General features: G+C 65.0%; 19 protein-coding genes and 2 tRNA genes. 10 read left to right on the top strand and 11 right to left on the bottom strand.

The window, feature by feature from the left end; translation table 11 throughout:
* Positions 1-213 precede the first annotated feature (213 nt).
* From ACQR1E_RS02165 to ACQR1E_RS02150, 4 genes are all read left to right on the top strand, one after another.
* The gene (locus ACQR1E_RS02165; protein ID WP_316225453.1) at positions 214-546 is read left to right on the top strand and encodes a Rieske 2Fe-2S domain-containing protein; all 333 of its coding nucleotides are present in this window, start codon (positions 214-216) and stop codon (positions 544-546) included.
* Between the two features lie 213 nt (positions 547-759).
* Positions 760-834 (top strand) — tRNA-Glu (locus ACQR1E_RS02160).
* 167 nt (positions 835-1,001) lie between these two features.
* Complete coding sequence (locus ACQR1E_RS02155; RefSeq protein WP_315826902.1) at positions 1,002-1,259, top strand: PilZ domain-containing protein; 258 nt, start codon at positions 1,002-1,004, stop codon at positions 1,257-1,259.
* A 44-nt stretch (positions 1,260-1,303) separates the two neighbouring features.
* Complete coding sequence (locus ACQR1E_RS02150; RefSeq protein WP_434896596.1) at positions 1,304-1,573, top strand: porin; 270 nt, start codon at positions 1,304-1,306, stop codon at positions 1,571-1,573.
* A 5-nt stretch (positions 1,574-1,578) separates the two neighbouring features.
* Here the strand turns inward: ACQR1E_RS02150 and ACQR1E_RS02145 are convergent, their stop codons facing one another.
* Entirely contained in the window at positions 1,579-2,220 is a 642-nt protein-coding gene (locus ACQR1E_RS02145) for a glutathione S-transferase family protein (protein WP_434841035.1), read from the bottom strand.
* A gap of 267 nt (positions 2,221-2,487) precedes the next feature.
* The gene (locus tag ACQR1E_RS02140) at positions 2,488-2,940 is read right to left on the bottom strand and encodes a VOC family protein (protein ID WP_315712076.1); all 453 of its coding nucleotides are present in this window, start codon (positions 2,938-2,940) and stop codon (positions 2,488-2,490) included.
* Positions 2,941-3,533: 593 nt separating this feature from the next.
* Between ACQR1E_RS02140 and ACQR1E_RS02135 the strand changes: the two genes are divergently transcribed.
* Positions 3,534-3,836, top strand: coding sequence for an HU family DNA-binding protein (locus ACQR1E_RS02135; protein ID WP_172109121.1), 303 nt, complete (start codon positions 3,534-3,536; stop codon positions 3,834-3,836).
* Between the two features lie 468 nt (positions 3,837-4,304).
* Here ACQR1E_RS02135 and ACQR1E_RS02130 read toward each other — a convergent pair whose 3' ends face one another.
* Positions 4,305-4,454 carry a hypothetical protein gene (locus ACQR1E_RS02130; protein WP_315826905.1) on the bottom strand — a complete coding sequence of 50 codons (150 nt, stop codon included), beginning with the start codon at positions 4,452-4,454 and terminating at the stop codon, positions 4,305-4,307.
* A 133-nt stretch (positions 4,455-4,587) separates the two neighbouring features.
* Here ACQR1E_RS02130 and ACQR1E_RS02125 point away from each other — a divergent pair, with 133 nt between their 5' ends.
* A complete protein-coding gene (locus tag ACQR1E_RS02125) occupies positions 4,588-4,878 on the top strand; it encodes a hypothetical protein (protein ID WP_315712074.1) in 291 nt (96 codons plus the stop codon).
* Positions 4,879-4,940: 62 nt separating this feature from the next.
* Here the strand turns inward: ACQR1E_RS02125 and ACQR1E_RS02120 are convergent, their stop codons facing one another.
* Positions 4,941-5,105: a hypothetical protein gene (locus tag ACQR1E_RS02120; protein ID WP_315712073.1), complete on the bottom strand. Its 165-nt coding sequence runs from the start codon at positions 5,103-5,105 to the stop codon at positions 4,941-4,943.
* Positions 5,106-5,473: 368 nt separating this feature from the next.
* Between ACQR1E_RS02120 and ACQR1E_RS02115 the strand changes: the two genes are divergently transcribed.
* From ACQR1E_RS02115 to ACQR1E_RS02105, 3 genes are all read left to right on the top strand, one after another.
* Entirely contained in the window at positions 5,474-6,235 is a 762-nt protein-coding gene (locus ACQR1E_RS02115) for an SIR2 family NAD-dependent protein deacylase (RefSeq protein WP_315712072.1), read from the top strand.
* Positions 6,236-6,435: 200 nt separating this feature from the next.
* Positions 6,436-7,089 (top strand): cold-shock protein, encoded by a 654-nt coding sequence (locus tag ACQR1E_RS02110; protein ID WP_315712071.1) that lies wholly within the window; start codon positions 6,436-6,438, stop codon positions 7,087-7,089.
* 162 nt (positions 7,090-7,251) lie between these two features.
* Positions 7,252-7,328, top strand: a tRNA-Pro gene (locus tag ACQR1E_RS02105).
* Positions 7,329-7,650: 322 nt separating this feature from the next.
* Here ACQR1E_RS02105 and ACQR1E_RS02100 read toward each other — a convergent pair.
* The 5 genes from ACQR1E_RS02100 to ACQR1E_RS02080 all read right to left on the bottom strand — a co-directional run bounded on the left by ACQR1E_RS02100 (position 7,651) and on the right by ACQR1E_RS02080 (position 12,413).
* On the bottom strand, positions 7,651-8,343 hold the full coding sequence (locus ACQR1E_RS02100) for an ABC transporter ATP-binding protein (protein WP_315712070.1): 693 nt from the start codon (positions 8,341-8,343) through the stop codon (positions 7,651-7,653).
* Positions 8,340-9,575 carry an ABC transporter permease gene (locus ACQR1E_RS02095; RefSeq protein WP_315712068.1) on the bottom strand — a complete coding sequence of 412 codons (1,236 nt, stop codon included), beginning with the start codon at positions 9,573-9,575 and terminating at the stop codon, positions 8,340-8,342. The genes ACQR1E_RS02100 and ACQR1E_RS02095 overlap by 4 nt, the downstream gene beginning before the upstream one ends.
* On the bottom strand, positions 9,572-10,651 hold the full coding sequence (locus tag ACQR1E_RS02090) for an efflux RND transporter periplasmic adaptor subunit (protein WP_315712067.1): 1,080 nt from the start codon (positions 10,649-10,651) through the stop codon (positions 9,572-9,574). Before ACQR1E_RS02090 ends, ACQR1E_RS02095 begins: the two co-directional genes overlap by 4 nt.
* A 42-nt stretch (positions 10,652-10,693) precedes the next feature.
* On the bottom strand, positions 10,694-11,098 hold the full coding sequence (locus ACQR1E_RS02085; RefSeq protein ID WP_315712066.1) for a translational machinery protein: 405 nt from the start codon (positions 11,096-11,098) through the stop codon (positions 10,694-10,696).
* Positions 11,099-11,270: 172 nt separating this feature from the next.
* Positions 11,271-12,413: an OpgC domain-containing protein gene (locus ACQR1E_RS02080; protein WP_315712065.1), complete on the bottom strand. Its 1,143-nt coding sequence runs from the start codon at positions 12,411-12,413 to the stop codon at positions 11,271-11,273.
* A 222-nt stretch (positions 12,414-12,635) separates the two neighbouring features.
* On the opposite strand from ACQR1E_RS02080, the gene ACQR1E_RS02075 reads away from it, so the two are divergent.
* Positions 12,636-12,941: an ETC complex I subunit gene (locus ACQR1E_RS02075; RefSeq protein ID WP_315751632.1), complete on the top strand. Its 306-nt coding sequence runs from the start codon at positions 12,636-12,638 to the stop codon at positions 12,939-12,941.
* Between the two features lie 24 nt (positions 12,942-12,965).
* Here ACQR1E_RS02075 and ACQR1E_RS02070 read toward each other — a convergent pair whose 3' ends face one another.
* Positions 12,966-13,454 carry an Lrp/AsnC family transcriptional regulator gene (locus ACQR1E_RS02070; protein ID WP_316174022.1) on the bottom strand — a complete coding sequence of 163 codons (489 nt, stop codon included), beginning with the start codon at positions 13,452-13,454 and terminating at the stop codon, positions 12,966-12,968.
* A 13-nt stretch (positions 13,455-13,467) separates the two neighbouring features.
* Positions 13,468-14,112, bottom strand: a complete 645-nt coding sequence (locus ACQR1E_RS02065) for a TetR/AcrR family transcriptional regulator (protein WP_315826909.1) — start codon at positions 14,110-14,112, stop codon at positions 13,468-13,470.
* Positions 14,113-14,415 lie beyond the last annotated feature (303 nt).

Here is a 14,415-nt window from a genome sequence, read left to right as displayed (position 1 = left end):
CGCACTCCGCCGCAACTCGCCGCCGAGCGGTCTGTCGCCTTTGCGACACGATGGCTCGTTCGACGAGAGATGCAGGGAAGGACAGCAAGAAGGGTGCCATGGTCTTGTCAGGCTTGGTCTTGTCGGGCTCGCGGCCACAGCGCGGTCCGCGGAACGAGTTTTGCCCGTGGTCCTTCGATTGCGATGGGTCGCAATGGAGCATGAGGCCAGCGAATGTTCACCCGCGTCTGCAAGGCCGACACCATCGACGAAGGCGGCATGCGCCTCGTCATCGCCGACGCCCAGCTCATCATCCTTGCCTGGCCCGACAATGGCGAGCTCAAAGCGTTCCAGGGCGTCTGCCCGCACACGGCGGCGCCGATGGAGGAGGCCGGCTTCGACGGCCGCGTGCTCAGTTGCCCCGTGCACAATTGGACGTGGGATGCTTTCACCGGTACGCCGCTCCGCCCGCCGGAGAGCGCGCTGGCGCAATATCCGGTCAAGGTCGAGGACGGTGTGGTCTCCATCGACACGGACGGTATTGCTCCGCTGTTTGCAGCCCGTTGAGCACGCGGGAAGAGACCGGAAACACCGCCACGGGGTGGCTTGCCCGGCCGGCGAAACGCCTCTATACGTTCGGCGCGCGGCACGGAATCACCGTCGGTGGTTCAGCCGACCTCGCAGATCATCGCCTCAAGCGGCTGATTTGCTGAAGGTTTTACCGAAACGTGCAAGCGGCGATGGCACCGGGGCCTCGTGCCCTCTGGCATCGTGCGTATTGCTCCCTTCGTCTATCGGTCAGGACGCCACCCTTTCACGGTGGAGAGAGCGGTTCGATTCCGCTAGGGAGCGCCACTCCGCGCCGGCTTTCCTTCCATCTCCGATCTTGAAACGGACGGTTTGCGCCGAGACGCGGTTGGCGCGAGGTTCTGCAGCCATGAATCGCACGTGCAGTTCGGGGGTCCGGTCAACCGTCCATTAGGGTCCTTGCCGTACTGCAACGGGCGAGCAGGAGCAGGATGATGGCCGCGCCCAAGAAGCGGGAAGCCCGCAAATCGATGAAGCAGCCGGCGTGGATCACGCTGGATGGCGGGTTCGCCGTGCGCCATTGCCTGGTTCAGGACATTTCCAGCGCCGGCGCCAAGCTGACCCTGCAGGACGCGGCGGCGCTGCCGGCGACCATCCGGCTCGCCTTCGCGCGCGACGCAAGAACGGGCCGCCAGTGCCGGGTGGTGTGGCGCCGCGGCGCCTCGGTCGGCGTCAAGTTCATCGGCAAATAGACGGCCGGTGTCGCTTCGCTGCGGCAGACGCGCTAACAAGCGGCATGTGTCGATCTCTCATCCTGGGCGCCCTCGCGGTGCTCGCCGCCGTGACCGTGGCAGCCGCTGGCTCGCCGGGGTCGTCGCTTCTTGCGCCATCGCTTCCCGAGCCGAAGGCGGCTGGATCGAATAAGGCCGCACCCCGTTCAGGCGCCGCCATCAGCAATCCCTGCGCGTCCTACGGCGCCAACTTCGTACGCGTCGAGGGAACCGATACCTGCGTGAAGGTCGGCGGCGCCCTGCGCGTCGAGATGGGCACCTCGACCAGCCGCTGAGGTGCTCACGACAGCGGCGGCGCGATGTGGCGGATGAAGGCCGGGCGTTGCGCGATCTGTCCGTACCAGCGCGCGAGGCTCGGCAGCTCCGGCTTGACGACACCTTCGACTCCGAACCAGCGCCGGGCATAGGCGCCAAGCGCAATGTCGGCGAGCGTGAAATGCTCGGCCTCGACGTGGCTGCGCGTGGTCAGATGCGCGTCGAGGATGCGCCACATCGCCGCGGCGTCGTCGGCCGCCTTCTGCAAGGCGGCCATGTCGCGCTGCTCCGGCGGCGTTCGCACCAAGCCCCAGAACAGCGGACGCTCGATCGGCTGCACCGTCGACAGCGTCCAGTCCAGCCAGCGCTCCACCGCGGCGCGGTGCCGCGGTGTCGTTGGATAAAGCGGCGTGCCATCGCCATAAGCGAGGCAGAGATAGCGCATGATCGCGTTGCTCTCCCACAGCACGAAATCGCCCTCGACCAGCGTCGGGATGCGGCCGTTCGGATTCATTGCGAGATAGTCCGCCTCGTTGTTGCGGCCGTACTGCATGCCCGCGTCGATACGGTCATAAGCGACATCGAGCTCGGCGAGACACCACAGCACCTTCTGCACGTTCACCGAATTGGGGCGGCCCCAGATCGTCAGTCTGTCGTCGGCGGACACGTTCGGCTCCTCTCTGGGCGAGCGTCCTCATTAGCGCATGTTACGCAAAAAGCCCCGCTCGAAGCGGGGCTTTTCCGACGAACGCATCGTTCGCGGCGATCAGTGGCCGAAGAACAGCCACAGCAGAATGATCACCGGAATCGGCACGCCCAACAACCACAATAGAAGTCCTCGACCCATCTCGGCCTCCTCGTATCCTCTCCATCAATCGGAGCGACAACGCGAGGGTGGCCACGATGTTCCGGCTGGATCATGAAGGCGAATGACTCACCAATGTCCGGTGTTCGGCATCGACAGCCAGGGCTCGGCCGGCGCCTTCGGCTCGCCCTTCTGCAACAGCTCGATCGAGTGCAGATCGGGCGAGCGGATGAAGGCCATGTTGCCGTCGCGCGGCGGCCGGTTGATGGTGATGCCGAGCTTCATCAGCCGGTCGCAGGTGGCGTAGATGTCGTCGACCTCATAGGCGAGATGGCCGAAGAAGCGGTCCTCGCCATAGCTCTCCTCGTCCCAATTGTAGGTGAGTTCGACCAGCGGGGCGCCACGCGTCGGCGGCAGGCTCTTCAGCAGGTATTCATCTTCGGGTGCGCAGAGAAACACCAGTGTGAAGCGACCCTTGTCGTTGTCGATCCGGCGCACCTCCTTGAGGCCGAGCGCATCGGAATAGAATTTGAGCGCGGCGTCGAGATTGCGCACGCGCAACATGGTGTGGAGATAACGCATCGTGTCTTCTCTCCCTGAACTCGAAGCGGACGGTCAACGGCCGCCTGCGGACGCCGATCCATAGCAGCAATTCGCCCGCCCGTGTATCGAGCCTGATGCTGCGGCGGTGCCGGCTCGCTCGGATGTGCGGTGCCCGCGACGACGCGTTCGACGGGGGGGTGCGCGGTGTTGCGAGAGCCTCTCCGTATGCCAGCGAATCGCTGTTTTGGCAGTGATTCGCTGGCATGGATGGACGAGCGCGATGCGACCGCATGCAGGGATTTCAGCATGTTTCGCCTGCAATGTGCGGCCAAAATCACGCAGGACCGTCGAAAATGCCTGGAAATATAGGGGAAAATGAATCGCTTGCTCCGTTCGATCGCCATCGCAGCTTGACTTCTGCGCGCTCCGTTGGAATTTTGGCGCCGCTGTGGGTGCTTCGGGGCCCCTTGAAATGCAGGAGAATCCCGAAAATCGCGGGGTGATACGCCACTAGACGACTGAAGTCCCGGCTGTGCAATGCAGCCAGAAAGCCCCGACCAGTCTGCGCAGCAATGCGCTGATAGCCGCGCAGTCGTCACGTCATTCACCGGTATCAATCACAAGGAGATACGATGGCTACCCAACTTTCCAAGTCGCAACTGATCGAGAAGATTGCGACCTCGACCGAGCTGTCCAAGCGCGACGTCAAGAACGTCATGGAGACGCTCACCGATGTCGGCCACAAGGAGCTGAAGAAGAACGGCGTGTTCCTGGTGCCGGGCTTCGCCAAGTTCGTCGTCGTCAAGAAGCCCGCCGTGAAGGCGCGCAAGGGCACCAACCCCTTCACCGGCGAAGAGATGATGTTCAAGGCCAAGCCGGCCCGCAAGATCGTGCGCGCCCGCCCGGTCAAGGCCGCCAAGGACGCGGTTGCCTGATCTGAACCGTCAGTCACGGTCGTGATCACGTCAAAGGCCTCCTGAAAAGGAGGCCTTTTTCGTTGCGGGCTATGGGGTTGCAGCGCGGCTGTGTGTTGCGGTCGCCGAAGCGCCGACATCCCCGGACCGCGAAGGTTGGCACCGCGGGGGCCCGAAAAACGACAGCAGCGCCAGCGCGACGGAATATCTTCGTCGCGTGGCGCCACCCTCGAAACTGGGCCCTGAAATCCCCAGTACTGATGTGTCTCGGGGAGGCGCAGGAAGGTTCAAAGGTCTTTGCGGGAAGATTGACCGGCCCGTGCGCCCTCCGGCCCGCGCAGGAGCGCCGTCGCGCGCGCTGGGGAGAAGCCGGTGGATATGGCGCAGCAAGCCGTTGATCCGCGATCCGAAAGGCCCAGGCGAGCAGCTGTGGATAAGCGTTGGATCGGCTGTGGATGAAGGCCCCGCGATCGCCTGCAAAGCTCGGCTTCAGCGGCGCTCGCCGTTCAGATCCGCTCCGTCGTCCGCTGCTATTTCAGGCGCCGCACCGGCCGCCTCGGTCCTGGGATGACAGGACGCAAGCACGACGAATCCGCCATAGCCGATGATGTTGAACAGAAGTTCCAGCCAGGATGCCATCGCGGATTTCCCTCATGGCGGTGAACGTGTGGCGACGGTCACGGTTCCAACGCGCGCGGCGGTGAGCCGGGCTGCAACCAACTCCCCCGCATCTGCGTTGTTTGGACGCATGGGAATTGGAGGACATTCGATCATGAGAAAGACATTGGCTGTTCTGGCGACCGCGGGCGCCGTCGCCATCACCGCGCTGGCGGCACCCGCACCGGCACAGGCGCGCGGCATCGGCCCGGGTCTCGCATTCGGCCTCGCGGCGGGAGCGTTGACTGCCGGCGCGATCGCGGCCTCGCACCCGTATTACTATGGTCCGGGCTACGGCTACGACTACTACGACTACGGCCCGCGTTACGTCTACGCGCCCGGGCCGTATGCCTATTACGGCGGACCGTACTATCATCGCTACCACCACTGGCGTCATCACTGGTAAGCGCCAGTCGTGACAAGGAGAGCCCGGACGGCGAAAGCCTCCGGGCTCTTTTTTCATCCCTGCTATTCCGCGGCCTCGCCGCGCTGCGCCTTCTTCCACGCCAAGCGGGCATATTCCTCGCGTTCGCGCGCGAACTTCTCCTGGGTCGACTTGAACCGTGCAATCCTTGCGGTGATGTCGGCGCGCTCCTTCGCGCGGCGGTCGTCCTGCGTCTCGTTCTGCCTCACGGATCCTCTCTGCTCCGGTCGCTATCCGGCGAGCCTCGCCCTGAGACGCGTGACAAACTTCCTGGCGAATCGCTGGCGCGATGTGGATGTCCGATTGGGGCGTGATTGCGGACGCTCGACCCCGGCTGCGGGCGGCTCGCGCGTTTTGCTGGGGACGGTGGGCGAGCAACGCCTACGTCTTCCGGTAGACACGGAACAATCCGACTCGTTTCGCTTGCAGTTGCGTCGTTCACGACTGGTTCCGGCGGATGCGGAGTGACGCAACGACACAGCCGGGGCCGGCCACGCTCAGAGGCGGGAGCCAGCTTGCCGTGCTATGAAGGGAGGACGATGATGATGCGAGGTTTCATGGTTCGGGGCCGCCGCTGATGATTGCATCCGATCTGCACGACGGGGTGAACCGCCTGGGAGACATGATCGCTGCGGCGCGGGTGATCGTCCCCTTCACCGGTGCTGGAATATCGACCGAGACGGGCATTCCGGATTTCCGTTCTCCCGGCGGTCTATGGACGCGCAACCGGCCGATCCATTTCGACGAATTCGTCGCCAGCCAGGAGGCGCGGGATGAGGCTTGGCGGCGGCGCTTCGCGATGCAGGGGACGTTTGCCGCGGCGCGGCCCGGCCGCGGCCACCTGGCGCTTTCGTCGCTCTACCGTGCGGGGAAAATTCCGGCCGTCATCACTCAGAACATCGACAACCTGCACCAGGACTCCGGTTTCGCCCCGGATCACGTCATCGAGCTGCACGGCAACACCACCTACGCGCGATGCATCGGATGCGGGCAGCGCTATGAGCTCACCTGGGTGCGCGAGCGCTTCGAGGCCGACGGTGCCGCGCCGGATTGCCCCGAATGCGCGGAGCCGGTGAAGACCGCGACGGTATCCTTTGGTCAGTCGATGCCCGAGCATGAAATGCAGCGTGCCAGCGAACTCGCGCAGCACTGCGATCTGTTCGTCGCGATCGGCTCGTCGCTGGTTGTGTGGCCGGCCGCGGGCTTTCCATTGATGGCAAAGCGGGCTGGCGCGCAACTCGTGATCATCAACCGGGAACCGACCGATCAGGACGACGTTGCAGACCTCGTTATCCACCACGACATCGGCGAAGTACTCGGATCGTTCGTCCGTAATTGAACGGAAATTGATGCATTTTTGTCGGCATCTCTGTTCATATGCCTCACTGAAACCGATTTTTATCTATGCGCGGCACGAGGGAATGTTATCTTTGATTCGAGAGATTCGCGTGACTCATCGTGGGTATAGGTGGTGAGCACGTGTATGAGGGCGCCGTTGCAGGGGTGGCGGCTCACAATTCATATGTGAGGTCCGGGGTTATGGGGTCGGACGGATTTGAGTCCAAGAAGCTTGGGGTGCCGGTCGTTGGTGTATCGACACCAACCCGGCTCGGGGCGGAATATCAAACCGGCGTCGCGCGCGACTCGGCAATCGATGCGATGACCGGTCTTGGCGAGAACCTCGTCGAAATCAGCGGTGTCATCAAATGGTTCGACGCCTCGAAGGGATACGGTTTCATCGTTCCCGACAATGGCTGGCCGGACGTGCTGCTGCACGTCACGGTGCTCAGGCGCGACGGCTACCAGACCGCCTATGAAGGTGCTCGCCTGGTGGTGGAGTGCGTGCAGCGCTCCAAGGGCTACCAGGCCTTCCGCATCGTCTCGATGGACGAGTCGACGGCGATCCATCCGGCGCAGATGCTGCCGCCGCGCACCCATGTGACGGTCACGCCGACCAGCGGGCTGGAGCGAGCCCAGGTCAAGTGGTTCAACCGGCTGCGCGGCTTCGGCTTCGTGACTTGCGGGGAAGGGAGCCCGGACATCTTCGTCCACATGGAGACCCTGCGCCGCTACGGTATGACCGAGCTGCGCCCCGGCCAATGGGTGCTGGTCCGCTACGGGCCCGGCTCCAAGGGCATGATGGCGGCCGAGATCCACCCCGAGACGGGCTCGCCGGCATTGTCCTCGCACTGAGCGGATGCTTCCTGCGACCACCGCATTTGACGGCCCCGGAACGGCGTTTCCTGGGGCCGTTTTTCATGCCGGCTCCATCTTCACGGACGGGCCGCAGTCTTGCTGCGGAGGCCGCGACCGTGTAGTGACGGGTCCTCGAGGACAATCGTCCTTCGAGACCATCGGGGTATAGCGCAGCCTGGTAGCGCGGCAGTTTTGGGTACTGCAGGTCGTTGGTTCGAATCCAGCTGCCCCGACCATCTCCGCAGCGGCGCGGCTTCCCGGGTGAGGCCAATTGCTGGTGCGAACTCCGGCTCGACGCTCACGATAGCGAGAAGGATTTCGGCCAGGCGCCGGCCGTCAATCGGCACGAGCGACCGCGAGCGCGCCTGGCCAAAAAAATTCGGATGCTCCCGCAGCGGCAAAACCCGGGAGCATCCGAAGTGTGCGGGTGAATCCGGGGAAGGAACATCCGCTGGTCGTCAGCATCCTCTGAATCGAAATCTCGCGTCTTTGCGCTAAATCAAATCAGGCGCAGGAGGCGGTTCGCGCGTCGACCGTGCCGAGGTCGCGGCGGGCGGATCAGCGCGCCAACTCGTCGTGCGCCAGCCGGCCGTCGATGATGTGCACACGCCGTTGCATCTGAGCGGCGAGGTTGAGGTCGTGCGTGACCGCGACGACCGTCTTGCCGCGCAGCGTGACCAGATCGCGCAGGATGCCGAACACCTGCGCGGTCGCGGCGGTGTCGAGGCTGCCGGTCGGCTCATCGGCGAGGATCACCGGCGGATCGTTGGCGAGCGCGCGCGCCACCGCCACGCGCTGGCGCTGGCCACCCGACAATTTGTCCGGCGTCTTGCGCAGATGCTCGGCCAGCCCAAGCGACGCCAGCAGCTCCTCGGCACGCTGGGTGATGGCGCGCGGCGACAGCCGTGCCAGCGCGCGCATCGGCAGCGCGACGTTCTCGGTGATCGAGAATTCCGGCAGCAGGAAATGAAACTGGAAGACGAAGCCGAGCCGCGACAGCCGCACCTCGGCGCGCTCATCCTCGCCCATGCCGGTCGTCGAGCGGCCGTCGATCAGCACGTCGCCCTGGCTCGGCAGGTCGAGCAGGCCAAGCAGGTAGAGCAGGGAGGATTTGCCCGAACCCGACGGTCCGGTGATGGCGATGAGCTCGCGCGGATGGATCACGAGATCGATGTCGGCGACCAGCGTCACCGGCACCTCGCCAGGCAGCACCTTCGTCACTTGCCGCGCCTCGATCAGGGGCGGGCTCACGTCGCCCCCCGGATGATGTCGACCGGATGCAACCGCGCCGCGGCGCGGGCCGGAAAGTAGCCGGCGACCGCGCTGGAGATCAGCGCGACCGCGCCGGCCAGCAGATAGTGCTTCAGCGAATACAGCACGGGCAGATGATTGTAGTCGGAGAACGGCGTCTTGAACTCGAGCGAGGCCAGCCCGCGGGTAAGCAGGTAGCCGAGCGCCCAGCCGAGGGCGGCACCGGTCAGGCCGATGAACAGCGCCTCGACGATGAAGATGGTTCGGACCGTGCGGTCGCGGAAGCCGAGCGACTTGAGGATGGCGATGTCGCGGGTCTTCTCGTGGGTGATGGTCGAGATGATGTTGTAGGTGCCGAAGCTCGCGACCAGCAGGATGGCGCCGACGATGGTGTACATCAGCACGTTGCGCAGCGTGATCGCCGCCAGCAGGTCCTCCTGCGCCTCCTGCCAGGAGACCGCCTTGTAGCCGGTCTGCTCGCCGATGCGCTCGCTGATCAGGCGCGCCAGCATCGGATCGTTGGTGCGGACGCGGATCTCGTTGATGATCCCGGTCTGGCGCTCCAGGATCTGCGCGGTGCGCAGCAGCACGTAGCCGGTGGTCTCGTCGGTGCCGCGGAAGCCGGAATGGAAGATGCCGACGACAGTTGCATTCATGTTGACGCCCTGGGCCGAGGCGAGCGTGATGTTGGAGTTCACCCGCGCGCCGATCTTGGCCGCGAGCCGGTCGCCGAGCAGGATCGCATGCGAGGACCGGTACAGCGAATTGAGGTTGCCCTGCCGCATGTGGCTCGCCAGCGTCGAGACTTGGCCCTCCGTGCGAGGATCGATGCCGATGATCGCGACCGTGAGGTTGCGGCCGGCGAAGCGCAGCACGGCCTTGGACTGCACCGACGCCGTCAGCGCGCCCGGCACCCAGCCCTGCAGCGAGGCGATGGTGGCCATCGGGTTCTTGATGCCGGGACGGCGGATATTCGGAGTCAATCGATGATATTCGGCCGCCGCATAGACTTGGTCGGCCGGCTGGCGGGTCGGCTGGCGCAGTTCGTCGGTGATCGAAATGTGCGGCAGCGCGTCGACCAGCGTGCGGATGAAGTCGTCCTGGGAGCCCTCCATCATCGCCGCCATCATCACCGAAAACGCCACGCCGGTCATGACGCCGGCGATCGCGACCAGCGTCTGGCGGGCGCGGTGGCGCACATGGGTCCAGGCGATGGTCAGGACGAGGCTCATGGCACGGACGTCTCGGGCTCGATCACGCGAATCCGCTCGCCGTCCTTGATGTCGGCGGTCGCCGGCGCCGCGACCAGCTCGCCCTCGCGGGCGCCGTCGAGGATCTCGACCGCCGCGGAGCCGCGGATGCCGATCCGCACCGCGCGCCGGTGCACACGGCCGCCATCGATCACCATGAGGCTGTTGTTGACGACGGCATTGGCCGGCGCGAGCAGCGTGTCACCCGTCTCGCGGCTGACGATGTTGGCCTCGACGCTCATGCCGACGCGCAGCGGCGTGTTGTCGGGCAAGCCGATCCGCACGCGGAACGTCTTGGCCACGGGATCACCCGCCGGCGTGATCTGCTTCACCGTCCCGGGCAGGGCCTGGTTGCCAAACGCATCGGCGCGTAGCAGCGCCTTCTGCCCGACCTGGACACGGGGGATGTCCTCCTCGTTGACGTCGGCGACGACCCAGAGCGGCTTCTCCAGGCCGACGCGGTAGAGGATGGTGCCGGGATCAACCATGTCGCCGACCTCGCCGTCCTCCTTGAGGACGACGCCGTCCATCGGCGCCACCAGCTTGAAGTAGTCGAGGCGCTGGGTCTGGGCCGCGATCTGGGCGCGGATGCGGGCGAGATCGCTTTCGGAGCGCTGGTACGCTTGCGAGGTGGCCGCGCCGCGTGCCAGTAGCTGCGTCTGCCGCTCGAATTCGAGGCGCTGGAATTCCTCCTGTGCGCGCAGATCGTTCAAGGTGGCCAGCGCCTCCTTGTCGTCGAGCCGCGCCAGCACGTCGCCGGCCTTGACCAGCTTGCCTTCGCAGCGGCAGCGCTCGACGATGCGGCCGCGGACCAGGGGCGTGCTCCGCGACCACGTCTCCGGCTCCACCGCGCCGGTCGCATACACGATCTCGGCCGCCGTGCCGCGGGTGATGCGGGCGGTCGCGATCAGCGGTCCACGCAGCCACCATGCGGCAAGCCCAGCCAGCGCGCCGAACAGCAGGATGATCGAGAGCAGGCCGCGCCACGGAAAACGACGCCGGCCGCGATCGACGGCCGGCGGGGCAGCAATGGCGTTGGATCGGTCCGGCGTCAGCATGTCCATGATCGAACGGACCCTGCGACGGGAGAAAGGCTATACTTAGCCGGCAGTGCCCGTCGCCACGCGGGGCGGAGCCATCTTGAAGTGCTGTTTGGCATAGGCGACGATCTGGCGATCGGTCGGGTGATCGGCAGCTTCGACGCCGACGATGCGCTTTCCGACCGCAGGATGCTTCTCGTGCAGGTACTTGGCAAGCTCGGTCTTGGCGCCGGCCGGGCCGATGATCAGGATCTCGCCGGCGTCATCGAGCGCGTGCGCGACCTCCTCGAGGAAATTCTTGTCGGGCGCCGCGTGGCCGCTGCCGATCTCGTTGGCCTTGTGGTGCAGGTGCTTGGTCTGCAGGTGTGGATGCAGCGTCAGCTCGTCGGCACCGGTCAGTCCGATATGGAACACCTTGGCCTCGCTGTGATCGAGCCACACGACGGCATGGAAATGGGTCGGCATATTCTGGTCCTTGTCAGCAAATCGCCGCGTGGCGGCCTTGCGCGTTCGCCATGGAACGCGCGCCGCGGAAGGCGGCACTCGTTGTGAAGCAAACCTTAGCGAGCCCGATCGTGGCCGGCTTGATGCAGGTCAACGGACGCGGGACCGCCCCCGCGCCCCTGATGCGCGGGGTTTACTTCGGCGCAGGCGGCTTCGGCAGCGGCTTGTCCTGCCGCTTCGACCAGGAGATGTAGTAGGCCACGGTGGTCATGATCGCGATACCCGCCGCGCTGACGAGGATCTGCGCCAGCAGCGAACCTGAGCTCAGCATCAGGGTGAAATGGCCGATGAAGGACAGGAACACGCCGACGCAGAACACCGCCAGCGACTGTTGGCCGCAGACGATGAGGGGATCGAACGCCTTCCACTCCAGGCCCGGCCATTCCTTCGGCACGAACCGGATGACCAAAATGACGATCACCACGAAATGCAGGAAGCGGTACGGCGCGAGATTGGTCTTGTCGTTGGGATTGAAGGCCGAATAGAGCCAGTTCGGAAACATCGATCCGAGCTCGGGGAAGCGGCCGGCCATCGTCATGACCAGCGCGAGCACCATATAGGCGATGCAGAAATACAGCGTGGCCGGCGCCATGATGATGCCCATCGAGCGGCGGGCGCCGCCGAGCGCGCACCACGAGCCGAACACGAACAGCACCTGCCAGCAATACGGATTGAAGTACCAGGTGCCCGCCGGATAGGCCGCAAAATTCCAGCCCATCTGTCGCGCCACGAGCCAAAGCACGATCGAGGCGATCATGGTCAGGTCGGGCTGGCGCAGCATCATCCACAGCACCGGCGGGAAGAAGCCCATCAGCACGATGTAGAGCGGCAGCACGTCGAGATTGACCGGCTTGAACTTCAGGATCAGTCCCTGGGCCAGCGTATCGCTGGCGTGGTCGACGAGGCCTGCGACGTTGAACTCGTCGATGATCTCGGAGACGCCGAACCGCGTCGCCAGATAGCTGATGGCCACGATATAAATCACGAACAGCACGATGTGGGCGACGTAGAGCTGCCACACCCGCTTGAACAGCCGGGTGGCGCCGACGATGAAGCCGCGGTCGATCATCATGCGCGCATAGACGAACGAGGCGGTATAGCCGGAGATGAACACGAACAGGTCGGCGGCGTCGCTGAAGCCGTAATTCCGCGTGGTGATCCAGTTCACCACATTGTCCGGGATGTGATCGAGAAAGATCGCCCAGTTGGCGATTCCGCGAAACAGGTCGAGCCGAAGGTCGCGCCCTCGCTCGGGCAGCGTGGCATTGATTTTCATGGCCGCTTCAACGCACTGTTTTGAATGGAAAGCGTTCGGGGAGCAGAGGCGCCGTGGCAGTCGACCGAGATTGTCACGGGACGGCAGAATGACTATACGGGGCACGATAGACGGTCATGTCCAGGATGGGAATCACCGTTCCGTGCCGACGCTTGCCTGTACCCCATCCCGGCCGTTTCCGCCAAACGCATGACGACGCAGCTTCCAGGGGCTCTTCCAGCCATGACCGCACGCATTTTCAAGCCCGCCAAGAACGCGATGCAATCGGGCAAGGCCAAGACCCGGGACTGGCAGTTGGATTATGAGCCGGAGCAGCCGCGTTCGGTCGAGCCGCTGATGGGCTGGACGTCCTCCTCGGACATGAAGCAGCAGGTCACCTTGCGCTTCGACACCAAGGACGAGGCGATCGCCTATTGCGAGCGCAAGGGCATTCCCTATCAGGTGATCGAGCCGAAGGAGCCGGTGAAGCGGCAGATCGCCTATGCCGACAATTTCTCGTTCCGCCGCGGCGAGCCCTGGACGCATTGAGGGGCCGGCCCGGCCGTCGTCCGTTCACCCTGTTTGAGGCGGCCCGCCGGGGTTGGGCAGCGGCGCGTCCTTGGACAGGCCGAGCACCGGGAAGCTCCTGATGGCCCGGACGCCGGGCAGGGCGGCGAACTGGCGGAGCTGGCGGCTCATGCCTTCGACCCCGGTCGACACGCATTTCAGCAGAAAATCCGCATCTCCCGACAGCCGCCAGCATTGCTGGACCCAGGGCAACGTCACGATCGCGGCCTCGAACGATTCCAGCGCCGTCTGGTGCTGGCTGTCGAGCTGAATCGACACGAACGCGACCACCTCATAGCCCAGCGACCGTTCATCGACGCTGGCGCGGATGGACTTGATCACGCCGCTGCTGCGCAGCGTCCGCACCCGGCGCAGGCAGTTCGGATGCGAGATCCCCACCCGGTCGGCGAGCTCGTTCATGCGGATCCGGCCATCGGCCTGGAGCTCCGCCAGGATCCTGCGATCGATCGCGTCGAGCTCCGGGCTGCCAGCCATCGGCGCCGCCCGTTCAGCCGGTCGGGTGATCAGGCCGGCCACCGCCGGCCTGATCGGGCCCGGCGGTGCGCGGCATGACGCCGGAGAGCACGAGCTTCTCGTGGGCCGCGATGATCGCCTCCCTGGTGAGCCGGCCGCCAGGACGGTACCAGCTGCACAGCCCGGTCAGGAGCGCGATGATGGCAAAGGTCGCGACCTGGATGTCGTCGACGTCGAACACGCCTTGCGCCACACCGTCGCCGAGGATGTCGGCCAGCCGGCGCTCATAGGCGCCGCGCAGCGCCACCACCGCCTCATAGTTGCGGGGATCGAGGCTGCGCAGCTCCGAATTGGCGATGAAGACCTCGCGCTTCCGGGTCATGTGATAGCTGACGTGGAAGGCGACGAACGCCCGCAGGCGTTCGACGGGGCCATGGGTGTCGCGCAGCGCTTGGTCGAGCTCGCGCAGGAGATTGTTGATGTGGTCCTGGATCAGCTCCGCCAGCAGCTCCTGCTTGGTGCTGATGTGATTGTAGAGCGAGCCTGGCTGGATGCCGACCTCGGCGGCGAGCTGGCGGAGGCTCATGGCCTCATAGCCGTGCTGGAAGATCAGCCGCAGGCCGGCCTTGCGGATCGCCTCCATCGTCGTCGGACCATGTGACCCGATCGTGCGCGCCATCTCGTCCTCGCTGGACCGTCCCGGTGCCGATCGCGGCGGATCCGCCTCGGGAGGGGCCCCGTAGTGAAGTCTGAAAATTCCGTGGTCTCAAGCAAATGCTGCTCACCCCGGACCCTACAACAATCCGCTTGAGAATAGAATTTAAAAACGTATGATCGTTTAATTCGAGAAGGACGGACGGCCGCAGACCGGGCCGCCGACGACGGGCAGGGAGGACAGCATGCGGGCAAAGATGGTACACCCAGGCTCTCAGCGGCCTGAACGGCCGCGACCGCTCTGACGCGTGCTCCCACGGCTTCCCCC

Source organism: Bradyrhizobium sp. HKCCYLRH1030, from assembly GCF_051168395.1.
Classification (GTDB): domain Bacteria; phylum Pseudomonadota; class Alphaproteobacteria; order Rhizobiales; family Xanthobacteraceae; genus Bradyrhizobium.
This window is presented reverse-complemented; position numbering and strand designations above follow the sequence as displayed.